Raw genomic sequence first — 22,705 nt, forward strand, 5'->3', positions numbered from 1 at the left:
ATCCGCGGCGCCCGGCTTGCCCAGGACGCGCAGAGCGCGGGCGGGCAGAAGGAAGACCGCATTCAAGCCACCTCAGAGGGTTTCGCGAAACGTCAGGTCATCCACGACACAGTCGTCGAAGAGCAGGGCGATCGCGAATTCATCACTATCAAGCCTTACCTTCGCATCATCGCCGGGCTTGGCACCGAAAAGTCCGAAGACGCCAGCCGCCTCCCTCGCTTCAATCCCTTCAAGCTTTATTCCGACTCAACACCTATAGGCGGCGGCGGAGATGCCGTGGACCCCTCGCTGTCCTTGCAGGTGGATGTTGTTGAGGTCCCAGGCGGGTTGTTGCCCCCAACCGACGATATTGAGCTCGATCCAGAGCAGGTGACCTCGCTGGTCTCGCGCGCCGCAGAGAATTTCGCATACGCCGAGCGTCCTGAGGCTTTCGCGGGTGGCGCAGGCGAAGCAACCTTGCAGTTGGCCTCCTACCGTCCTGACGAATTAGACCGCCCGCGCTTTGTCCCAAATACAACCGTCATCCACAAACTGACCGACGAAGACGAAGCCTTCCGCGAGACACAGGTCGCCAATGCCGAGACGAAGCTCATAAGTGTCGGCAAACGTGACACGCTCCTAGGCGTCATGCTGAACGTCGGGACAACCAAAGAGCTGGCGAACGAACTCGTCGATAGTCTCGACGCCTTGTTCGGACCTGAAGACTTGAAGCCCGGCCAAAAGATTGATGCCCGTCTCGTCGAGTCCGAAGCAGACTCCGAGGTCAAGGAGCCGGTCCGCATCAGCATCTTCGACAAAGCCGGCGAGCATATTGTAACGACGTCGCGCAACCGCGACGGAGACTATTTGGCCTCAACAGTTGCGCCTCTCAACGAAGTCGTCATTACGGCCTCGAACCGGGCTTCGCTCTACGAGAGCTTTTACGAATCGGCGCTGGAGCACAAACTTCCGGCCGACGTGATCATGAAGCTGCTGCGTGTCCATTCTTACGATGTGGACTTCAAGCAGAAGGTTCGCTCCGGCGACACATTCGAGGTGTTCTTCGAGGGCGATGGCCCCAGCAGCGACGAAGCCGGCGAGATGCTCTACACGTCCATGACGGTGGGTGGCGAGACACGTAAGTTCTACCGCTTCCGCACCCCGGACAATACGATCGACTTCTATGACGAGCACGGATCCAGCGCGAAGAAGTTTCTGATGCGCAACCCGGTTAAGGGTGGCCGCTTCACTTCTGGGTTCGGCAACCGCCGCCATCCCTTGCTGCGCCGCATTCGCATGCACACAGGCGTCGATTGGGCCGCTCCCACCGGCACGCCGATCCTGGCCGCCGGCGACGGCACGATCGAAATGGCCGAGCGGCATGGCGGATATGGCAACTACATTCGCATCCGACATGCCAACGGTTTTGCTACCGCCTACGGCCATATGGTGCGCTTTGCACCGGGCTCGAAGCCTGGCGCCCGCGTGAAGCAGGGTCAGATTATCGGCTATGTGGGATCGACTGGCCGTTCCACCGGCCCCCACCTTCACTACGAAGTCTTGGTCAACAATAAGTTCGTGAATCCCATGACCATCGCCGTGCCGCGCGGCCTCGAGCTTGAAGGGCGCACACTCGCAGCCTTCCATAAGGAACGCCGCCGGATCGATTCTCTGATGGAACTCGACCCCGTCACCAACCGCATCGCCCAAGCCAACATTCAGTAGCGTCTCTCTACTGCATTGTCGGCTTGCTTGTTTGCCCTACCGCTTCGCTGATTGAGTGCTCGAGAGTGGCCTTATCGTCCAGCCACTAAACCAGCGGCCAGGCATCGGAGATCGGCCCAAGCTTCTCCTTCTGCACGTCGAACTCCAAGCGGGGCACTGCACCCCAGCGGATCGTGAATACGAACACTGTCTCGAAGTCGCTGTTAGGCCGATGCGGCACGACATCGTTAATGCCGAAGCGGTCGAACATGACCCGCGTGAATTCAACCAGATCGATGTGCTCCCAGCCGAGATATATCGTGGCTGCGCGATAAAGCGGGGCCAGTAGCGTGTCCGCCAGCAGTTCAGGGTCATTGCAGGGCAGCTGCGTGTCGACCGGCACGCCAAAGCGCACCGCCGTCGGTGCGATCGTGAGGAGCGGCCGCACGCAATCATAGCGCTGCCCATCGCCGTGGAACTCCGTCACCTTCACCGATGGATTGGGCGCAAAAATATAGTCCGGGGGCGGAAAATGTGCGGCGAAATAATCCGGCAGTTTGAGTGCTCGATTGAGCCCACGGCAGCTCAAGAGCCCAAGACCCTGCGCCGGCTTCTCACCACGCCGGATGAAGACTAGCGTTTGGGTGCTCTCGCTTCGTCAGTCGCTTCGCGATTCGTCCGAAGCCTCGCCGCGCACGCCGTCTTGCGCCATGGTCGCCGGCCCGAGATCTGAGCCATCGATTCCGCGCTTCATCATCCCCGCCCTCCAATCAGGACCTAGATCGCGAGAGAAGAGTTTAGCATATGTCGCTGATCAGAGAACGCACAGAGCGCCCCCTTGTCGCGCTCGGACCGGAGCGGCGCATGGCAATAACCGCCTTGCTCCTAAGCCGCCTCTTTCGCGGTCTCACCATTGAAGGTCAGTTCACCGTCGCGGACGGAGACATTGACTGTTTCGCCGTCGCGGACCTTGCCTTCCAAGATCATCTCGGCCATAGGGTCTTGAACGTATTTCTGGATCACGCGCTTTAGGGGCCGTGCACCGTATGCGGGGTCGTAACCCTTATTGCCGAGCCAGGTCTTCGCCGTGTCGTCGAGATTTAGCGTGATCTTGCGATCGGCCAGCAGTTTTTGCAGACGTTGCATCTGTATGTCGACGATGTTCGACATATGCTCGCGGCGCAGGCGATGGAACAGGATGATCTCGTCCACCCGGTTCAAGAACTCGGGCCGGAAATGGGACCTCACCACTTCCATGACTTGTTCTTCGACGGCGTCGGAGTCTTCGCCTTCCGCCTGATTGACCAGATATTCGGAGCCGAGGTTCGACGTCATGATGATCAGCGTGTTGCGAAAATCGACTGTGCGCCCCTGCCCGTCCGTGAGCCGTCCATCGTCCAGCACTTGCAGGAGAACATTGAAAACGTCCGGGTGCGCCTTTTCGATCTCGTCGAAGAGGATCACTTGATAAGGGCGTCGACGGACGGCCTCGGTCAGCGCGCCACCTTCCTCGTAACCCACATAGCCTGGAGGCGCACCGATTAGCCGCGCTACCGCGTGCTTCTCCATGTACTCCGACATATCAATGCGCAAGATCGCGCTTTCGTCATCGAACAGAAACTCGGCGAGCGCGCGTGAGAGCTCCGTCTTGCCGACACCCGTCGGCCCTAAGAACATGAAAGAGCCCAGCGGTCGATTCGGGTCTTGAAGGCCGGCGCGGCTGCGGCGAACGGCAGTGGACACGGCCTTCACGGCCTCCTCCTGGCCAACCACGCGCTTGGCAATCTCGTTTTCCATAGCGAGCAGCTTCTCGCGCTCACCTTCCAGCATCTTGTCGACGGGGATGCCTGTCCAGCGCGAGACCACGGCCGCGATCATATCGGGCTCGACAACCTCTTGGGCCAGAGCGCCCGTGGCGGACTCGCTCTCTTCCTGGCTTTTCAGCTTGGCTTCAAGATCGGGAATGACGCCGTAGGCCAACTCGCCGGCCTTAGCGAGGTCGCCTTCGCGCTGAGCCTTCTCGAGCTGGATGCGTGCCGCATCGAGGTCTTCCTTGATCTTCTGCTCGCCTGCGAGCTTGTCCTTCTCTTCTTGCCAGCGCTGGCTCAGCGCATTGGCGCTCTCCTCAAGATTGACGATCTCCTTCTCAAGTTTCTCGAGGCGATCCTTGGAGGCGGTGTCTGTTTCCTTCTTCATGGCCTCGCGCTCGATCTTGAGCTGCATGAGGCGCCGGTCCATCTCGTCCAGCTCCTCGGGCTTAGAGTCCACCTGCATCCGCAACCGCGAAGAAGCTTCATCGACCAAGTCGATCGCCTTATCTGGCAGGAAGCGGTCGGTGATGTAGCGGTTGGAGAGCGTTGCCGCCGTTACGAGCGCCGCATCGGAAATGCGGACGCCGTGATGTAATTCGTACTTTTCCTTCAGACCACGGAGGATCGAGATCGTATCCTCGACCGTGGGCTCGCCCACAAACACCGGCTGGAAGCGCCGCGCAAGCGCTGCATCCTTTTCCACATGCTTACGATACTCTTCGAGCGTAGTGGCGCCGACGCAATGAAGCTCACCTCGCGCGAGCGCGGGCTTGAGGAGGTTCGATGCATCCATCGCGCCGTCTGTCTTGCCGGCACCAACAAGCGTGTGCATCTCGTCGATGAAGAGTACAATCTGGCCTTCCGCGGCCTCGATCTCCGACAGGACGGCTTTCAGCCGCTCCTCAAACTCGCCACGATACTTGGCGCCCGCGATCAGGGCACCCATGTCGAGCGATAGAACCTTCTTGTCTTTCAGGCTCTCCGGCACGTCGCCTTTGACGATGCGCTGGGCCAGGCCCTCCACAATCGCAGTCTTGCCAACGCCTGGCTCGCCGATCAGCACTGGGTTGTTCTTGGTGCGGCGAGAAAGAACCTGGATCGTACGTCGGATTTCCTCATCGCGCCCGATGACCGGGTCCATCTCGCCCTTCTCGGCGGCTTCGGTGAAATCCCGCGTGTACTTCTTCAGTGCGTCATATTGCTGTTCCGCGCCCGCACTGTCGGCGGTTCTGCCCTTGCGCAAATCGTTGATTGCTTCGTTGAGGCTCTGGGGCGTGATGCCAGCCTCTTTGAGTATGGCCGCCGTTTCGCCTTCACCCGCGAGGCTCAGCGCTTGCAGCGCGCGCTCAACGGTCACGAAACTATCGCCGGCTTTGGTCGCCATCTGCTCAGCTTGGTCGAGGACCCGTCCCAACGCTGGCGTCATCTGGGGCGCCTGGGCGCCTGATCCCGAAACCTTTGGCAACTTGGCTAGCGCAGCATCGGTGCGAGCAAGCGCTGATTTTGGGTCACCACCGGCACGGGCGATAAGCCCAGCGGCCAATCCCTGTTCGTCGTCCAGCAACGCCTTCAGAAAGTGCTCGGGCGTGACTTGCGGGTTGCCGTCGCGCAGCGCAATCGTCTGCGCGGCCTGCAAGAATCCCTTCAAGCGGTCGGAGAGTTTCTCGAAATCCATGTCTATCCCTCTTTAGGCGGCCAAGAGCGAGGGTGGGCCTGAATTGATAAATCGGGGTGGGCACCACTGAGCATGCGCAAAACCAGTGATGTATACCCGTGCATATAGCGATGGTTTTCTAAGAAAAGAAGAGGCCTACACGATCCGCTGCTACAAAATTCGGCACGCGATAAGGGAATATATCGCGTTCCGGGATCGGCGCTCGTTGGGATCTCGAAGTGGTGCTTGGCGCGACGTTCGCTCGTTTTTCCCGCCTTGCTCAGGCCATGCAGAAGGTTTCCTGAACAGTTCCGGCCGGGCGAGACACGAGAATGACGATCCTAAGCTAGCTTACAGCGCTCGAGGCGCTCTCGCTCTCGTCTGCTGCCCCTGCATCGACAGGCTGCTCCGCACCATTGTTCTCTGCTGCGGCAGTTGGTTCAGAACCGCCATTCGCGTCTGGTGAAGCTTGCGCGTCGTTGGCCGCATGAGCTCCATTACGTCGCTGCCGGCCACGACCGCGGCCACGCGCTGCGGACGGCGCGCCACCAGCGTCGTTGGACGCTGACCCGGACGCCTCTGTGGCATCACCCTCAGCGCTGTCACTGGGATCCTGCCGCCCACGGCCAGTGCTGCCATTGGCCTGTTGCCCCTGAGACTGTTCACCGGCCTGTGGCGCGGCGGCGGCCTGCGTGTGAGCCGCCATGATGATGCGATTGTAGTGCTCGGCGTGCTGGAGATAGCTCTCTGCCGTAACCGAGTCGCCTGAGGCCAACGCGTCCCGAGCGAGCGACATATACTTCTCGGCGACGTGGGATGCGGTGCCGCGAATTTTCACGTCCGGTCCGTTGGACTCATAGTTCCGCGCCAGTGGATTCTGGGGCTTACGGCTGCGGCCACGCCCCCTGCGATTCTGCTGTCCTTGCCTCATAAGCCTTATTCACCTGATTGGCGGCATATGCGCCGCACTCATCACTCCCTAGTCAATAGTCATCGGTCAAAACCAGCCCGGGCACGCCGGGCGCCCATGAAGCCAGCTTGGCCTTACTCAAATTCTCGGCGGTTCGTTTTCTTGCTGCCTTGCCTCAGTCGGTTCTCGGCACGAAGTGCAATGCTTTCAGAGCTAACACTGTGTCGGCAAATTTGTTTTGCGATACGACGGACCACGAACGGCTCGAGAGGCGCTTGCGCCTGTCAATCGAGGTTCTGAATGGATATCCGCAGCGTTGCTACGCAACCGGCGAGGCCAAATCCCTGCTGCATCTCGCCATATAGTCTGATTTCTTTCTTCGAACCTAGCCTGAACATCACGATTTTCCAAGCATATTTTTGGCTCGCTCCGCAGGCGAAACTTCCACATTTTCTGGTAACTTTGCGCTGACACAGCGGGGCAGACCCGCAAGATCTTCATGAACGGCATCGCCGCTGACGACAAGCCCTTCCGCACGAAAAATGTCTGATACTTCTTGGGCTTGGTGACATCCAATCTCAACCACCAGCGCGCCACCAGGCCTTAGGAAACGCGCTGCTGCGGCAGCCATGCGCCGATATGCATCCAGGCCATCGATACCGCCGTCTAGGGCTGTTCTCGGGTCGTGCCGGGCAACCTCTGGCGCAAGTTCTTCGATCTCGGAGCTTGGGATATAGGGTGGGTTGGAGACGACGAGGTCGTAGTTGCCGGTCAGCCCATCAAACCAGTTCGCTGCCACAAATTTTGCACGATCAGAAACGCCGAGACTCACTGCGTTCCCCTGGGCGAGCGCCAAGGCGCCGGGGCTGATGTCGGTTCCGACTCCCGTTGCTTGAGGCAACTCGGCGAGCAGCGTGATCAGGATACAGCCCGATCCGGTCCCTAAATCCAAAACGCGCAGATTGCGATCGGCAACCTCATCGTCTCTTAACATTTCCAACACCGCAGACACCACTGTCTCAGTATCGGGCCGGGGGTCTAACGTACTCGGGTCAATTCTGAAATCTCGCCCATAGAACTCGCGAACGCCACGAATGCGGGCGACTGGCTCACCCGCCAAGCGGCGGGAAACGTAAGCGTCAAGTCGGATTTCGCATGATGCGCTCAACGGCTCGCACCCGTTTGCAATAATCGATTCCAGAGTGAGCCCCGTGGCCGTTCCCAGTAGCACCCGCGCATCGAGTTCCGGGGAGGCTATCCCACCTTGACGCAAAATCCGCGCTGCGCGGGTCTGGGCTGACTGGAAGCTCAAGCTCACGCGTTGCCCTCCTCCATGGCCGCAAGCTGACTGGCCTGATGTTCCGTAGTCAGAGCATCAACAATTTCATCCAGCGCTTGCTCGCCTTCCAAAATTAGTTGCAGCTGGTGCGAAGTCAGACCAATGCGATGGTCAGTCACTCGACCCTGAGGAAAATTGTAAGTGCGGATGCGCTGCGACCGGTCACCGGATCCGATCTGGCTACGCCGGTCCTGTGCCCGCTCAGCGTCGCGCTTCTGCCGCTCCAGATCGTAGAGCCGAGCGCTCAGCACCTTCATGGCCTTGGCTCGGTTCTTGTGCTGAGACTTCTCGTCTTGCTGGATGACGACGAGGCCTGTGGGCAAATGGGTAATACGTACAGCGCTATCGGTGGTGTTTACGGATTGTCCGCCGGGTCCGCTTGCTCGAAACACATCGACTCGTAAATCCTTATCGTCGATTTGGACGTCTACATCCTCGGCTTCCGGCAGGACGGCAACCGTTGCGGCGGACGTATGGATCCGTCCCTGGGCCTCGGTTTGCGGAACGCGCTGAACGCGGTGAACGCCGGATTCGTACTTCATCCGAGCGAACACCCCTTTGCCCGAGACATTGGCAATGATTTCCTTGTAGCCCCCGGTCGCCCCCTCGTTTGCCGAAATGACATTGACCTTCCAACCATGGCGGTCAGCGAAACGCTGGTACATCCGGTAAAGATCGCCAGCGAACAGCGCCGCTTCGTCCCCGCCAGTGCCCGCACGTAATTCTAGGATAGCACTCTTGTCGTCTGCGTCGTCCTTAGGCAGAAGCTGAATCTTGAGCTGCTGCTCGAGGTCCTCAATGGTGCTCTCGACACCACTGACCTCCTCTTCCGCCAATAGTTTCATCTCCGCGTCGGCGTCGCTATCTCCCAATATTTCCTGCAGGCCCTCGTGCTCGGTTTGCGCTTGCCGCAGGGCGTTTATCGTCCCAACAATCGGGTCGAGATCGGAGTACTCCTTGGAAAGTTGCGCATAGCTCTCCGCGTCAGCGCCGGAGGCAAGTTCGCCTTGAATGGCTTCCCAACGGGCGACGAGCTTGTCGAGCTTCTCAGCAGGAATCGTAGTCATAGCGATCGATGAACGAGGTCTTAGAAATTGTTCGGCAGCCGGTCGGACTTGCGGTTACGCGGGTCGTCGGGGTCAAGCACCGGGTCCGACGTATCGAACCCTGACGAAAGGCCCCCGTCTTCCGAAGTGCTGGCGAACACCATCCATAGGCCAACCAGCGATACGACGGCAAGTACGCCAACGATGCCCCATTTCAGAAGCGGCGACTTTTTCGGTTTTTCAGTCTCTACTTCTTCTTCGACCAATTCGAGTTCGGGCTCACCCGGAAAGCTCGCGTCGCTGGGTTGCGCGTGCGCCGCTGACAATGCGGGATCGACTGAAGCGCTTGGGTCGGGCGCATAGCCCGGGTGCTGCGGGTACATCGGTGGCTCACCAGGAAAGCCCGCATCCGCCTGCGCAGCCGTTGGCTGGGGCTGCGGCCCTAGCTGCGCCGGATGCGCCGTTCCTGGCCATAGAGGCTGAGGCACGCCTTGGGCCTGAGGTACGCCTTGGGCCTGAGGTGAGCCTTGGACCTGCGGCGCGCCGGCGGCCTGGGGTGTTGCTTGGGGCTGAGGCACGCCTTGGGGCTGAGGCACGCCGCCTTGAGGCTGAACCGAAGCTTGGGCCTGGGGCACGCCTGCGGCCTGTGGTGCGCCTTGGGCCTGAAGTGTACCCCGGGGCTGAACCGCACCTTGGGCTGGCTGCGCAGTCTGAGGATGCAGCGCGCCCTCGGGAGGCGCCGCAGCAGGCTGCGGCTCAAGCGGTTGCGGCTGAAGCGGTTGCAGCTGAAGCGGTTGCGGCTGAAGCGGTTGCGAAGAAACAGGTTGAGGCTGCGGCGCCTGAGGCTGCGCGGCTTGGGGATGAAGGGCCTCAGGCTGCACTGGCTGAGGAGCGCCCAATGGGGACTCGGGCCAAGCCGGCGCCTGTTGCAACGCTTGAGCGGTAGGCTCCGGCGAAGCCTGCTGCACAACGCCTTGACCCGGCTCTTGCGGCGCCGGCTGAGGCTGTGGCGTTCCATTCACCACTTCTGCTGTAGGCTGCCCCGCCTGCGGGGCTGTCGGATCTGCGGCGACAGGTGGCACCATTACCGGAACATCCTGCACCGGCTTCGGTCCCAACTCCACGACACCAGCCTCAAGTTGCGCATATATCCGGCGCAGCAGAGGGCGCGTATCAAGATTGAGAAGCGTGCCATAAGCGCTCACGACACGGCACGTTTCCGGCCACGGCGGTAATGCATAGATGGCGCCCTGTTCCAAGGCCTGTACGACCTCGACAGGCGTCGCGATACGCGCAGCCAAATCCGCCTCTGTTAGATTACTCGCGGCTCTGAGGTCCCGAAACAGATCGGCGACTTCCGCGTCATAGCCGGCAGACATTACTTCCAATCCCGTGAGTGCAAAGCCGCAAATCCGCCGGCCATGAGCCGACGTGCTTATCTATTAGCATCCAGTCCGGCCGCACAGCCCCCAAGACCGGTAAATCCCCCAATCGCAGGGTAACACAAACCCAATGGCCGTGAGTTTGCAAGCCCTTGCCGTATGCTGCGAGGAATCTCACACTGTTACGGCGCGGGCTTATATGAGGGCTGATCTAGATCTGAACGCCCGTTTCTGCAGCAAATTGCTTTAGTTCCTCGCGCAAAGACGTTGTTCTAAGGTTCAATAGGTTGTCCAGCCTTGAGGAAAGGCTGGTGGCATCTAGAGACAATACCATGGCTTTGATGGGCCCGACGGAGGCCGGGGCCATCGAGATAGAGCGGAATCCCAGACCGATCAGCGTCATAGCCTCCAATGTCTTACCGGCCATCTCGCCGCAGAGCGTAAGCGGCGTCTCGAACCGCTCCGCCGCCTGAACGATGTATCGCAATGCTCGGAGCGACGCTGGGTTCAGGGAGTCAAACCGGGCCGACACGCGCTCGTTGCTGCGATCGGCCGCGAACAGGAACTGCAAGAGATCGTTCGAGCCCACGGAAATGAAGTCGGCCATGGGTAGGAGGTGGTCAAATTGCCATAGGAGCGCCGGCACTTCGACCATTGCCCCAACACTCAGTTCGGAGGGCTCGGGCCGCCCATGGGTCTTCAAAAGCGTCAATTCGTGATCGATCAACCCGCGCGCGGTCTCAAACTCCGAAACATCCGAGATCATCGGAAGAATAATGCGCAACTCACGCCCGTTTGCCGCACGCAACAGAGCGCGAATCTGTGTGCGGAACAACGCCGGCCGATCGAGTGCCATACGGATTGCCCGCCAGCCAAGTGCCGGGTTCTCTTCTGCGCCTCCGCGAAAATAAGGGATAACCTTGTCGCCCCCTACATCCAAGGAACGGAACACGACAGGCCGCCCTCCTGCTTGGTCGAGGATCGACTTGTAGAGCTTCGTCTGCTGCTCCAGCCGGGGGAATGTCTCCGAGATCATGAATTGAAGCTCAGTCCGGAACAGCCCAATTCCATCCGCGCCGGATTGGTTGAGATGAGGCAAGTCAAACAGGAGCCCCGCATTGATCTGCAGCTCAATACGCTGATCGTCGAGCGTTACCGCAGGCACCTCTCGCAAGGCGGCGTACCGGGCCTGCTTGCGTGCTTGGAAACGAACCTTGTCCGAATAGGCATGCACCACTTCGTGGGTCGGACGCACATGGAGCTCCCCGCCCTGACCGTCGAGGATCGCTGCATCGCCCGGCTCAACCAGTTCGACCACGCCCCGACATTGGGTGATCGCCGCGATGCCGAGGGCACGGGCAACGATAGCCACATGGCTGTTGACGCCCCCCTCCTCTAGAACGAGGCCGCGCAACCGCTGGCGGTCGTAATCCAAGAGTTCGGCCGGCCCCATTGTCCGTGCAACGACGATCGCGTCGTCTGGAAGCGCACCAGTCGACGCCGTAGCCGTCTCGCCCGATAGAAACCGCAAGAGCCGATTTGAAAGGTCCTCAATATCGTGCAGCCTGTCACCGAAGCGAGGGTCGGCTAAGCGCATCATGCGCGCGCGCGTATCGTTGCGGACACGCTGGACGGCCGCTTCTGCGGTGAGCCCGGTCGCCAAAGCCTCGTCGAGACGGCGACGCCAGCCGTGATCGTGGGCAAACATGCGGAAAGCTTCCAGCACTTCGTGGTGTTCGCCGGCGCGCGCGAGATCGCCGCGCTCCATCATATCGTCGATCTGTCCGGTTAGCTCCTCGATGGCCTGCCGCAGCCGGCTCCGCTCATGCTCCACATCTTCGGCAATGAGTTTTGTCACCACGATCCGGGGTTCGTGAAGAACGATGTGCCCCAGAGCTACATCCTCGGAAATCGGCTGACCGACGAAGCGGATGCTCGAATCTCGTCCCTTCTCGGCGGTCACTTCCTCGGAGATGATGCCGCCCGAAGCTAGCGTGTCGGCGATGACCATCGCCGTCGTCTGCAGCGCCTCGACTTCTTCGTCGCTGTATTGGCGCATGGTCTTATTCTGGACCGTCAGAACACCGATCGTATGCCCACCGCGCAAGATCGGAACGCCGACAAACGAGTGGTAGATCTCCTCTCCGGTCTCGGGGCGGAAGGAGAAGGCCGGATGGTGTTGTGCGTCCGCGTATTGCTTGGGTTCGCCCTGCTCGGCAACAAGGCCAACGAGGCCCTCTCCGGGCTTCAAATGCGTATTGTGCACTGCACTGGCATTAAGCCCCTCGGTCGCGACAAGTTCGAGCGAGCCGTCGCGCCGCCGCAAATATAGCGAGCACACCTCAGCAACGATATTGGAGGCGATCAGGACGACCACCTTGTCCAGGCGTGCCTGCGCGCTCTCATGCTCCGCCATCACCTCGCGGAGGCGGCGGAGCATCTGCCTTGGAGCGCCAACGGATGCAGCCATAACAATAAGTCCCGGACCGTCCGCCTTCCGGCGGATCTCGAGATTCCTCAATATAGACGGCTAGAGCAGCCCTATTATGCCGTCAGGCGCCGTCCAAACCAAAAAGGCTGTGCAAGGTTCGCACCGCGAGCTCGGCGTAAGCAGCGTCGATCAACACGCTTATTTTGATTTCGGACGTTGATATTGCCTCGATATTGATGCCCTTTTCGGCAAGAGCGCTGAACATTTGGGCGGCAACGCCCGCATGACTTCGCATGCCAACGCCAATGGCGGAGACCTTGGCAATGTCGGTCGCCCCACGCAAATCGAGATAGTCGATCTCATCCTTGGCCGACTTCAGAACTTCAAGCGCGCGATCGAGATCCGAGCTCTGCACGGTGAAGGTCAAATCCGTCGAACGTCCGTCCTCGGAGACGTTTTGCACGATCATGTCGACGTTGATGTTGGCATCGGACAGAGGACCGAAGACGCGGGCTGCAACGCCCGGCTTGTCGGCAACCTTCAACAACGTGACCTTGGCTTCGTCGCGCGCGTAAGCAATTCCACTGACGACATTCTGCTCCATGATCTCATCCTCAGGGCAAACGAGTGTACCAATCCCTTCGCCCGTGTCGGCATTGCCGGGCATGTCGGGACTATCGAAGCTCGAGCGCACAAGCACGGGTACGCCCCATTGCATGGCCATTTCCACCGAACGCGTCTGCAGAACCTTGGCCCCCTGTGACGCCATTTCTAGCATCTCTTCATAGGAAATACGGTCGAGCCGGTGCGCTTTGCTCACCATGCGCGGATCGGTCGTATAAACCCCGTCCACGTCTGTATAGATATCGCAGCGATCGGCCCCAAGGGCCGCGGCAAGGGCTACGGCGCTCGTGTCGGACCCGCCCCGGCCAAGCGTGGCGATGCGGTTGTTCGGCGCAATGCCCTGGAAGCCCGCACAGACTGCTACTTCGCCGCCGAGCATCGCCGCCTTGATCTCGTCCACGTCGATGCCGGTGATCCGCGCTTTTTGATGGGCTTCGTCCGTCCGCACAGGGATCTGCCAGCCCTGCCATGAGCGAGCGCTCACGCCCATGGACTGCAACACCAACGCCAAGAGTCCGGAAGTGACCTGTTCGCCCGAGGAAACGACTGCGTCGTACTCCCGGCAGTCGTAGAGCGAGGACTGATCCGAAGCGCCCTCGTCCTCGGGTTTAAAGCCCCAAGCCTCCTCAACCCAGCCAATCAGCTTGTTCGTCTGGCCGGCCATAGCGGAGACCACGACGGCGCAGGCGTTCCCCGCGTCGCTTTCGCGCTTCACGTGCGCCGCGACGCGACGGATACGGTCGAGATCCGCCACGGACGTGCCACCAAATTTCAACACAAGCAAAGACATAGCTGCTCACAACAAGAGGGCCGGTCCCCTGAATCGGAACCGGCCGGAACTTTCCGCGTCTTTCTACTGTCATGGGTTGTAGCCTGCAACAGGGCGCAGGCATATAGAGCTGCGACCTTGACAGAAAGTCGCCTCGCACCGCCAATGCGCCCATGACCGCCTCAGAGACAAACGGTGCGCTGGAAGCCTCTACGACACTCGACACGAGCGAAGTCAAACAATTCGCCGCGCTTGCCGACGAGTGGTGGGACGAGAATGGGCCGTTCAAGCCGCTCCACCAGCTCAATCCGACCCGGCTCACCTATATTCGCGACCGGCTTTGCGCCCGGTTCGGACGGGATCCAAAGGAGCCACCCTGCCTAGACCGTCTCACGATCCTCGACATTGGCTGCGGAGGCGGCCTCGTCTCCGAGCCCCTCACCCGATTGGGAGCCACCGTAACAGGCATCGACCCCAGCGCCGAGACGATTGCCGCAGCCAGGGCACACGCGGAAGGTGCGGGCCTCTTCATCGCCTATGAGGCCACCAGCGCAGAGGCCGTTGTGGGGCAAGGGCGCCGGTTCGACGCCGTGCTTCTCCTCGAAGTCATCGAGCATGTGCCGGACGTCCCAGCCTTTCTTGCGCGGCTGGCGCCACTCGTGGCCGAAGACGGCGTCATGATTCTGTCGACGCTAAACAGAACGCTGAAGTCCTATGCGCTCGCGATAGTCGGCGCGGAGTATGTGCTGCGCTGGATCCCCACCGGAACGCATCAATGGGACCGGTTTGTCACGCCCGACGAACTCAGAACCAGTCTCAACGAAGCAGGACTGAAGGCGACTGACCTCACCGGTATGGTCTACGATCCGCTTACGGACAGCTGGCGGCTCTCGCGCGACACCGGCGTGAACTACTTCGTGACGGCGGCCCGGCCACGCGGCTAGAGCGCACCTCCAAAAAGTACTAACCCGCGCCGAATGGCCCTCCGAACGCGTCGCCTGACCTAGTTGTTCAACTAGGCGCGACTTTGCGTTCGCCCTTTCACGTAGCCGCTAGGGCTCATTATAACGAGCGGGCTTAGTAGCCCGGTGCGCGGAACCAATTGCCCCGGCGCGGAGCGCGGCGATATCGGCGCTGCTGGTTCCGAGGCTGATAGGCGCGGCGGCGGCGCTCTGCCCGCGGCCGGATCTCGTTATAACCATAGCGGCGATAGTCGCGGTAAGGCGCATAGCGCGGGTATGCGGTACGGCCATTGTCGAAATAGGGATCGTAGTCGCTATCGGGATGGGCCATCTTGTAGTCGCCACCCGGCGTCGATCCTGAAAGGACGACTTCCGTGCGGTCTAGACCGTGCTCTTTGACCAAGTTGTAGAATGTCTTCGCATTCTTCGGCGACAGACGAACACATCCTTTGGAAGCCGGCCGGCCGAGCTTATTGACCTGGTCTGTGGCATGCACCGCGTGCCCTTTCTTTGTGAAGAACACCGCATGTGGCATCGGCGTATTATTCCATTGCCTGCTGTGCCAAATCTCGTTCATCGAACTGGTGGTAAACGTCCCCGATGGCGTCGCGTAGCCTGGTAGGCCTGTCGACACCGGCCAGCGATGCTCCTCGACACCATCGACAAAGACCGTCATCTCCTGGGAAGTCTTATCGATATTCGCAACGATGATGGGAGTCTTTGGCTCGATCGGGGCTTCCGCCTCGGCCTGGTCTTCGCGCTCTCCTGCGGCCTCGCTCGCTTCAAGCGGGCCAACCGGATAAATGGGCTGCGGCTGGGCATCGAGCCCCGTGGGCATGTCGAGATTGAGATCTGCTGGATTCGCGTCGGCGTCGGATTGGGCTGCCGCCGGTTGGGCGAACAAGACAACCGCGAGACACGCAGCTAGCGTCAGCCGGAACGCCGTGAAAAGGGTCCTAAGCCGAAACTGCGGGGGAGATATGAAGCGCATGATTCGTTCCCTGGTAATGCGCGATCCATCCGTCCGGCAGGCTCCATCATTACAGAGCCTTCCCGACATTTCCACGGCACGTCGCGAATTATTGTTCGGGTTTACGCAATAGGCGCAAATAAGTGGTTACCCAGCGGGCAATGCAACGCGACACGCTACGCTTATTAGTTGTGGTCTTCGGGTAGTTTGGGAAGGGGTAGAACCAGAATTCCGTCTTCATACAATGACTTAGCCTCATCCGCCGTTGCCTCGCCATAAATGATCCGCTCGTCGGCGTCGCCCTCGTGCATTTTTCGGGCTTCTTCGGCGAATCGGTCGCCAACATCGTCGGCATTGGCCTTGAGGTGTTCCCGTAGGCCTTTCAGAAACGCGTAGGTCTGACTGCCCGCGGTGCCGGGTTCCTCGGAGTTCAGCGTTGTCGCGGCGTCCGTGCCCCGTTCGCGCTTCGCCCCTTGGCGCCGACCGCGCAACACAGCCGGGGCCATGGGCGCTTTGCACACGCCGGCGCTTCCGCAGTTGGGGCAGCGAATCGCTCCGGCTTCCTGTTGCTCTTCATAGGACGCGCTCGAGGCGAACCATGCGTCGAAGGCGTGCCCAGCAGAACATTTGAGGGCGTAGCGAATCATGAGGCTTGCCGCTCTGCAGCGGCGTCGGCCAAGGGGGCGAACTCTATGTCGAATGCGCGTCCATGCGTAAGGGCGGGAATCCGTGCGCGTGCCTCAGTCACATGGGCAAGATCGATTTCGGCGAAAATCACGCATGGATCAGCTCCCGCCTCGGCCAGGATCTCGCCCCAGGGTGAGACGATCAACGAATGCCCGTAGGTCCAGCGGCCATTCTCATGGAGCCCGCCTTGCGTCGCCGCAAAGACGAAGGTGCCTGTCTCGATCGCTCTCGCGCGCAGGAGAACATGCCAATGTGCCTCTCCGGTCTGCTTTGTGAACGCTGCGGGAATGGCAACCATATTCGCCCCCGCCATCGCCAGTGCCCGGTAGAGCGCGGCGAAACGTAGATCGTAACAGATCGTCATCCCAAGCTTGGCGGGTACGCCAGCCGGGCTCAAGTCTGCCAAGACTGCCTTGTTCCCTGGGCTGAAGTTGTCGGACTCGCGGTACGTTTCATCGTCAGGAAGATCGACGTCGAACATGTGTAGCTTGTCATAGCGCGCAACGACGGAGCCATCGGGCGCCAAGAGATAGGAGCGGTTGGCGATCCGCCCATCCTGCTGCTGAACACCGAGAGAACCGATATGCAGCCAAACGCGCAGCTCTTTGGCAAGCGCGCGAAACAAGGACAGCGGCCGGCTCTCTGGCTCGGGTTGCACTTGCCGCCGGACAAGTTCCGGCTCGAGCTCCATCAGCGCAGTATTCTCAGGCGTCTGAATATAGTCCGCGCCACCTTTCGCCGCCTCGCGGATCATAGCTTCGGCAGAGATGAGGTTTTCTTCGACCACGCGCCCTGCCCGCAACTGCACAAGCGCGGCGCGAAACCGATTGGATTTCTCAGACCCCATTCTAAACTCTCAATCGTTGGTCTCATCAAAAATAGGCTTGCTCGAAATTAGCTCGGTGCTCGGGCTTCGAGAAGCAGTGCGCGGCGCCTAGAGCACCATCGCGGCTGGGTCAACGGCCCGGGCCAATGCCAGCACGTCGACGCGGGCTGCGCGCGCTCGTTTCAGTACCCGAGCCCATGCCTCGACGGTTGCGCCTGTCCCTGTCACGTCGTCCACCAAGACAATGGACTTACCACAAACCTCGTGACGGTGGGTCGACGGCACCTGAAACGCCCCCGCAACATTGCGCTTTCGCTGAGCCGCCGACAAGCCCACTTGGCTTGCCGTCCGGCGCGTTCGCCAGAGGACAAAGCAGTCGGCCCGTACCTGAATGTCTCACTCAAGCGCGCGCAAGCAGGGCGGACTGATTGAATCGTCGCGACCACAGCCGAGACCGATACAGCGGAACGGGTACGAGTAGATCTGCATCTGCCAGGATGTCCTTCCCCGCCCGCGCCAGCCATCGAGAGAATAGGCGCAAGCTGTCCTGCCGATCGCGATATTTTAGACTGTGGATGAGGTCCCTCATGGTCCCGGTATAGCGCGCTACAGCGCGCGCGATCATAGGCATACGGTGCGGCGATTGCGGCCGCCGACAAGTATGGCTCCCCCGTGTCGTAAGGAAGTGGCACGCCAAGACGCGTACAGACGGGAGCGGAGATGAAATCTATCTCGGCAAAACATGAACCGCAGACCAGGCCATGAGAGTCCGCCGGCGCACGGCAAACGACGCAAACTGGCGGCAACACCAAATCCGCCGTTGCTTACAGTATTGTGCGTCAGGGGGAGACGCCGATGATTTCTGTTGCGCCAGTCCACATTGGAGTCACCATAGAATTTCTGATCAACACTGAGGAGCCTTGATGAGCGATGCGCCAATAATCTTTGATCGGCGACTTTTGCGCGATCGTAGAACTCGGTTCGTGGCTGAAATCGAAAATCGCGACGTGTTGATCCGCCATGTTGCCAACGAAATCACGGAACGAGTCTCAATCATGTTGCGGCCGTTTCCGTGGGCGCTCGACCTTGGTGCCTATCACGGCCTTCTCGGTCGTATGGTCGCCGAGCTGCCGTCCGTCGAGACGGTTGTCTATGCGGAGAGCGTCTTTGCCTACGCAGAGCGTTGCCCGTCGCCGGCCGTTGTCTGCGACGAGGATGCGCTGCCGTTCAAGGACGACGCTTTCAACCTCGCTGTATCAGGGCTGGCGCTTCATCGCGTCAACGACCTTCCTGGGAGCCTCGTGCAGATCCGAAGAGCGTTGGCGCCCGACGGATTGTTCATGGCGGCCGCGCTTGGGTCCGGTGCATTGGCAGAGTTGCGGGAGTGTTTGCTGGAAGCCGAATCTGAGACCGAAGGTGGCGCTTCGCCGCGCATCGCTCCATTTGCGGACGTTCGGACCTATGGGTCGCTTTTGCAGCGGGCCGGCTTCGCGCTGCCTGTGACGGACTGCGAAGACATCGAACTTGTCTACCCCTCGCCAAGGGCCCTAATGCGAGAGATCCGGGCGCTTGGTGGTGGCAACGTCCTCCTAGCCCGAAGCAAGGCGCCTTTGTCGCGGCGCACGCTTGCCCGAGCCGAAGAACTCTATCGCGTCCGCTATGGCACCGCGGACGGCAAGGTGACCGCAACCTTTCAGTTTGTCTTCATGAGTGGCTGGAGCCCGGACCCGAGCCAGCAGCAACCGCTAAAGCCTGGATCGGCGCGCAGTCGCCTCGCCGATGCGCTCAACACGACGGAGCAGCCGAGCGGCGCCAAGGCCTCATTCCCAAAATCGCCGTCCGGCGACCTGGACGATGCCTAGATGCGGTCTTAGTTCTCTCCCACAGACTCTATCAGCGTAGGCAGAAGGCACTTTAGCGGCTCATCGGCGGGCGGCATCGCGTAGTCGCTCAGCGCCGCCGGGCTGACCCAAGCCAAAGCCTGGCCCTCTTTTGCGCGAGCTTCGTTGCGCCAGCGCCAACAGGCGAATACGGGCATCAACAAGTTGAAGTCGGGATACGAAAAGCTTGAGAACGTTAGGGGCTTAAGGTCGGCGCTCGCGATCGACACACCGAGCTCCTCTTCGAGCTCACGAACAAGTGCATGTTCAGGAGTCTCGCCATCCTCAAGCTTGCCGCCAGGGAGCTCCCATAGCCCCGCCAGGGTCTTTCCTTCTGGCCGCTGAGAAATAAGCACGCGACCTTGTGCATCGATAAGGGCGCAAGCAGCAACGAGCACCAGCGGTTTTGAGCCCGCCGGCGCCATTACGAGCGGTAGTCGGCGTTGATGGCGACGTAATCCTTTGTCAGATCGCAGGTCCACATCGTGTCCCTGCCCTCGCCGACACCCACATCGACGGTGATCTCGACTTCGGCGCGTTTCATATACGCCGCGGCGTCAGCTTCAACGTACCCAGGCGCAACCTCGCCGTCTTTCGCTACTTCGATATCACCGAACCAAATAGCCAAACGGTCGCGGTCCGCGGCCTCACCGGCCTTGCCGACTGCCATTACAATCCGCCCCCAGTTTGGATCCTCGCCAGCCAACGCCGTCTTCACCAAAGGAGAATTACAAATCGCCTTGGCTATTGCGCGCGCCGCGATCTTGGACTCCGCTCCCTTAACAGTCACGGTTGCAAACTTCGTGAGCCCTTCACCATCCTTGACGATCTGCTGCGCGAGATCTCGCATTAGGTCGAACAAGGTCTCGCGAAACTCGGCAAGCCGCGGATCGTCGCCGCTCGCAAGGCGCGGGCATGAGCGCTGCGCCGCTGTACCTGTCGCGAATAGAAGGACCGTATCGCTCGTCGACGTATCACTATCGATTGTGATGGCGTTGAAGCTGTCTTCAACACATGACGACAAAATGGACTGAAGCGCTGCGGGCTCAATAGGCGCATCCGTGAACAGGAAAGACAGCATCGTCGCCATGTTGGGGGCAATCATGCCAGCACCCTTGGCAATGCCGTTGAGCGTGACGGGCACGCCTTCAATCTCGCAACTGCGCGTAGCGAGCTTCGGAAACGTGTCCGTCGTCATGATGGCCTTGGCCGCCTCTTCGTAGCCATCGCCGCGCACCTCGTCGGCCAGGTCCGCCAGAAAACCGATGAACTTGGATGGATCCAGCGGTTCGCCAATGACGCCCGTCGAAGCGACGTACACATCTGCATCGAGACAGTCCGCGATGCGCGCTGCCGCCCTTACGGTTTCGGCAACCGCGTCACGTCCGCGCATGCCTGTGAACGCGTTCGCGTTCCCCGAATTGACTACAAGCGCCCGAGCCACGCCGTGCCGCACATGCGCTCGACACCACTCAACCGCGGCGGATGCCGTTTTGGATCGCGTGAAAACGCCCGCTACTGCAGTCGACGGCTCGAATAGCGCCAGCAGCAAGTCCGTCCGCCCGGCATAGCGAATGCCAGCCTCGCACGCCGCAAGGCGAACTCCCTCGATAGGCGGCAAGCTCGGCAATTGAGCTGGCGCGAACGGTGAGACGGTGTCCATGGCCGGGTTGCCGAGGATCTAGTTTTCCGCTCCGTCGTCCACTTCCGGCAACGGCGGAGTCTCGCCGCGCATGACCGCATCGTCCATCGACCGTTTCAACTCCGGGTCGAGGATCTCGATTTCTGCATTGGAACGAAGATCGTTGATGACGGATTGCGCTTTTCGGACAACCAGCTGGCCAATTATCGGGTCTTTGACGTCGTCAAAGGTCGGCAGTTCCTGGTCGCGCTTTTCCTGGACCTCAATCACATGCCAGCCAAAGCTCGTCTTAACGGGATCCGAGATCTGGCCCACATCGAGCGCGAAGGCTGCATCCTCAAACGGCTTCAGCATCTGGCCGCGCGTAAAGAAGCCGAGATTGCCGCCCTCCGCGTTCTTGTCCTTGGACTTCTCCGTGGCGAGCTTGGCAAAATCCGCGCCCCCATCGAGCTCTGCCTTGATGTCTTTGGCCTCGTCTTCCGTTTCGACCAGAATGTGCCGAGCTTTGATCTCCTGCTCCGGCTTCACCTTCGCAATATTCTCTTCGAAGACCTTCTCGGCGTCTGCTTCATCAACTCCGCCTGTCACGTTCTTGTCGAAATATGCGTCGCGTAACGCACGCCGCCGGTGGTAAGCCGCCCGCTGCTCGAAGGTCTCGGCCTCGTCCAGCTTTTCCTGCTCGCCCGCGCCGGCCATCAGCTCGTTCTCAATCATGAACTGCAAAAGAATCCGTTTGCGATCTTCCGGGCGGACGCTCCCAAGACGTGGACCGACCTCGGAAGCTGCAAAGTCTAGATCGGATTGCTTGATGTCCACGCCGTTCACGCGCGCAACGACGGAGTCGGCGGCGAGCACAGGCGGCACAATGAACATCGACGCTGCGAGAAGCAGCAGAGCTAAGCAAAGTTTCACTGGATTTTTCCTCGTCTTCGGCTCCGGCCAACCAACCCCAGAGGGCGGAGCGGGTTTGGGTGCTTCCCCGACGGCTTTCTTAGCGTCGGGGTGACTACTTGCCAAGCCGCAGGAATTGACAGAATTTTGTTTGTTCTATAATTCCAGAATTATGGATATTAATGAGGCTGTCGACGCGCTAGGGGGGCTGGCCCAACAGAGTCGTCTTAGGGTTTTCCGGTTGCTAATTCAGGCAGGCATCAGTGGAATGGCGGCAGGTGACATTGCGAGGGCGATCGGCATTCCCAAAAACACAATGTCATCTCATCTCGCTATCCTCGCGCGCGCCAATCTTATCCAGGCCCGAAAAGAAGGCCGGTCCATGATCTACGCCGTGAACTTGGAGGGAACGCGATCTCTGCTGTCTTTTCTAGTGGAAGACTGTTGTCAGGGTGACCCCTCGATTTGCGGCCCGTTGATCGAAACGACCCTTGCGACGTGTTGTTCGGAGTGAACGGAGGAAACGGGACATGACAAGCGCCGACGCTAACCGCCCCCTGAACGTACTTTTCCTGTGCACAGGGAATTCAGCCCGTTCAATCATCGCCGAGTGCATCATGAACCGCGAAGGAAAGAGCAAATTCAGTGCTTACAGCGCGGGCAGCATGCCGACGGGGAAAGTGAACCCTTACGCCCTTAACCTGCTTCACAAGCTCAATCACGTGACGACGGACCTTTGGTCGAAGTCCTGGGAGGAGTTCAGCGGACCCGATGCGCCGAAGCTCGATTTCGTCTTTACCGTTTGCGACAATGCAGCAAATGAAGTGTGCCCGATCTGGCCTGGCCAGCCTATGTCCGCCCATTGGGGCGTGCCGGACCCAGCTGCGGCCGGGGGGACTGACGCAGAGAAAGCATTTGCGTTCGATGAGACTTATCGGATGCTCTTTCAGCGTATTTCGATCTTCGTGAACCTGCCATTCGACAGCATCAGCAAACTCTCCTTGCAGGAACACCTCGATCGGATCGGCAAGCACGGCGCTGCCGCGTCGAAGGAGCCCGCCTAGCTCGGCCCTTGGCCCCCTCACCTCGCGTTGACAAGGCTTGGGCCGCAACTTATGTGTCGGACGTTGACTTCCGGCATGTTTTGCCTTTCTCCGCAAGGACCGGCGACTAGAGGCCGGAGGTCTTGCACCTCATC

At 60.2% G+C, this 22,705-nt stretch carries 21 protein-coding genes and 1 pseudogene; 5 read left to right on the forward strand and 17 right to left on the reverse strand.

The annotated features are described in order from the left end of the window. Positions 1-1,704 (forward strand): peptidoglycan DD-metalloendopeptidase family protein (locus AC33YF_RS06660; RefSeq protein WP_491776420.1); only part of this gene is annotated, 1,704 nt, incomplete at its 5' end. Positions 1,705-1,789: 85 nt separating this feature from the next. Here the strand turns inward: AC33YF_RS06660 and AC33YF_RS06665 are convergent. From AC33YF_RS06665 to AC33YF_RS06700, 8 genes are all read right to left on the reverse strand, one after another. Then, a complete protein-coding gene (locus AC33YF_RS06665; RefSeq protein WP_491776421.1) occupies positions 1,790-2,272 on the reverse strand; it encodes a hypothetical protein in 483 nt (160 codons plus the stop codon). 296 nt (positions 2,273-2,568) lie between these two features. Beyond that, positions 2,569-5,169, reverse strand: a complete 2,601-nt coding sequence (gene clpB, locus AC33YF_RS06670; protein ID WP_491776422.1) for an ATP-dependent chaperone ClpB — start codon at positions 5,167-5,169, stop codon at positions 2,569-2,571. 325 nt (positions 5,170-5,494) lie between these two features. Next, positions 5,495-6,079: a DUF4167 domain-containing protein gene (locus AC33YF_RS06675; protein ID WP_491776423.1), complete on the reverse strand. Its 585-nt coding sequence runs from the start codon at positions 6,077-6,079 to the stop codon at positions 5,495-5,497. 376 nt (positions 6,080-6,455) lie between these two features. Continuing rightward, positions 6,456-7,376, reverse strand: a complete 921-nt coding sequence (gene prmC / locus AC33YF_RS06680) for a peptide chain release factor N(5)-glutamine methyltransferase (RefSeq protein ID WP_491776424.1) — start codon at positions 7,374-7,376, stop codon at positions 6,456-6,458. Next, a complete protein-coding gene (gene prfA, locus AC33YF_RS06685) occupies positions 7,373-8,464 on the reverse strand; it encodes a peptide chain release factor 1 (protein WP_491776425.1) in 1,092 nt (363 codons plus the stop codon). The genes prmC and prfA overlap by 4 nt, the downstream gene beginning before the upstream one ends. A 20-nt stretch (positions 8,465-8,484) precedes the next feature. Next, entirely contained in the window at positions 8,485-9,822 is a 1,338-nt protein-coding gene (locus AC33YF_RS06690; protein ID WP_491776426.1) for a helix-turn-helix domain-containing protein, read from the reverse strand. Between the two features lie 214 nt (positions 9,823-10,036). Beyond that, positions 10,037-12,295, reverse strand: coding sequence for a phosphoenolpyruvate--protein phosphotransferase (gene ptsP / locus AC33YF_RS06695; RefSeq protein WP_491776444.1), 2,259 nt, complete (start codon positions 12,293-12,295; stop codon positions 10,037-10,039). A gap of 82 nt (positions 12,296-12,377) precedes the next feature. Beyond that, positions 12,378-13,670, reverse strand: coding sequence for an aspartate kinase (locus tag AC33YF_RS06700; RefSeq protein WP_491776427.1), 1,293 nt, complete (start codon positions 13,668-13,670; stop codon positions 12,378-12,380). A gap of 152 nt (positions 13,671-13,822) precedes the next feature. On the opposite strand from AC33YF_RS06700, the gene ubiG reads away from it, so the two are divergent. Beyond that, positions 13,823-14,593, forward strand: coding sequence for a bifunctional 2-polyprenyl-6-hydroxyphenol methylase/3-demethylubiquinol 3-O-methyltransferase UbiG (gene ubiG / locus AC33YF_RS06705; protein WP_491776428.1), 771 nt, complete (start codon positions 13,823-13,825; stop codon positions 14,591-14,593). A gap of 133 nt (positions 14,594-14,726) precedes the next feature. On the opposite strand, the gene AC33YF_RS06710 is transcribed toward ubiG, so the two are convergent. The 6 genes and pseudogenes from AC33YF_RS06710 to AC33YF_RS06735 form a co-directional block, all read right to left on the reverse strand. Further along, entirely contained in the window at positions 14,727-15,602 is an 876-nt protein-coding gene (locus AC33YF_RS06710; RefSeq protein ID WP_491776429.1) for a L,D-transpeptidase, read from the reverse strand. Positions 15,603-15,766: 164 nt separating this feature from the next. After that, complete coding sequence (locus AC33YF_RS06715) at positions 15,767-16,228, reverse strand: DUF1178 family protein (protein ID WP_491776430.1); 462 nt, start codon at positions 16,226-16,228, stop codon at positions 15,767-15,769. Next, the gene (locus AC33YF_RS06720) at positions 16,225-17,115 is read right to left on the reverse strand and encodes a carbon-nitrogen hydrolase family protein (RefSeq protein WP_491776431.1); all 891 of its coding nucleotides are present in this window, start codon (positions 17,113-17,115) and stop codon (positions 16,225-16,227) included. Before AC33YF_RS06720 ends, AC33YF_RS06715 begins: the two co-directional genes overlap by 4 nt. A gap of 87 nt (positions 17,116-17,202) precedes the next feature. Beyond that, positions 17,203-17,424: a ComF family protein gene (locus AC33YF_RS06725; protein ID WP_491776432.1), complete on the reverse strand. Its 222-nt coding sequence runs from the start codon at positions 17,422-17,424 to the stop codon at positions 17,203-17,205. A gap of 70 nt (positions 17,425-17,494) precedes the next feature. Next, entirely contained in the window at positions 17,495-17,725 is a 231-nt protein-coding gene (locus AC33YF_RS06730) for a ComF family protein (RefSeq protein WP_491776446.1), read from the reverse strand. Between the two features lie 103 nt (positions 17,726-17,828). After that, positions 17,829-17,903: pseudogene (locus tag AC33YF_RS06735) on the reverse strand (hypothetical protein); the annotation flags it as partial. Between the two features lie 114 nt (positions 17,904-18,017). Between AC33YF_RS06735 and AC33YF_RS06740 the strand changes: the two are divergent. After that, a complete protein-coding gene (locus tag AC33YF_RS06740; protein WP_491776433.1) occupies positions 18,018-18,956 on the forward strand; it encodes a class I SAM-dependent methyltransferase in 939 nt (312 codons plus the stop codon). Between the two features lie 8 nt (positions 18,957-18,964). Here the strand turns inward: AC33YF_RS06740 and AC33YF_RS06745 are convergent, their stop codons facing one another. From AC33YF_RS06745 to AC33YF_RS06755, 3 genes are read right to left on the reverse strand one after another with little or no spacing between them, the layout of a single operon-like run. Continuing rightward, positions 18,965-19,399: a (deoxy)nucleoside triphosphate pyrophosphohydrolase gene (locus AC33YF_RS06745; protein ID WP_491776434.1), complete on the reverse strand. Its 435-nt coding sequence runs from the start codon at positions 19,397-19,399 to the stop codon at positions 18,965-18,967. Continuing rightward, a complete protein-coding gene (argJ, locus tag AC33YF_RS06750) occupies positions 19,399-20,637 on the reverse strand; it encodes a bifunctional glutamate N-acetyltransferase/amino-acid acetyltransferase ArgJ (RefSeq protein ID WP_491776435.1) in 1,239 nt (412 codons plus the stop codon). The genes AC33YF_RS06745 and argJ overlap by 1 nt, the downstream gene beginning before the upstream one ends. An 18-nt stretch (positions 20,638-20,655) precedes the next feature. Beyond that, positions 20,656-21,528 carry a peptidylprolyl isomerase gene (locus tag AC33YF_RS06755; protein WP_491776436.1) on the reverse strand — a complete coding sequence of 291 codons (873 nt, stop codon included), beginning with the start codon at positions 21,526-21,528 and terminating at the stop codon, positions 20,656-20,658. A gap of 151 nt (positions 21,529-21,679) precedes the next feature. On the opposite strand from AC33YF_RS06755, the gene AC33YF_RS06760 reads away from it, so the two are divergent. Further along, entirely contained in the window at positions 21,680-22,021 is a 342-nt protein-coding gene (locus AC33YF_RS06760; RefSeq protein WP_491776437.1) for an ArsR/SmtB family transcription factor, read from the forward strand. A 16-nt stretch (positions 22,022-22,037) separates the two neighbouring features. After that, positions 22,038-22,571: an arsenate reductase ArsC gene (locus AC33YF_RS06765; protein ID WP_491776438.1), complete on the forward strand. Its 534-nt coding sequence runs from the start codon at positions 22,038-22,040 to the stop codon at positions 22,569-22,571. The last annotated feature ends 134 nt before the right edge of the window (positions 22,572-22,705 follow it).

This window comes from Methyloceanibacter sp. (assembly GCF_058506495.1).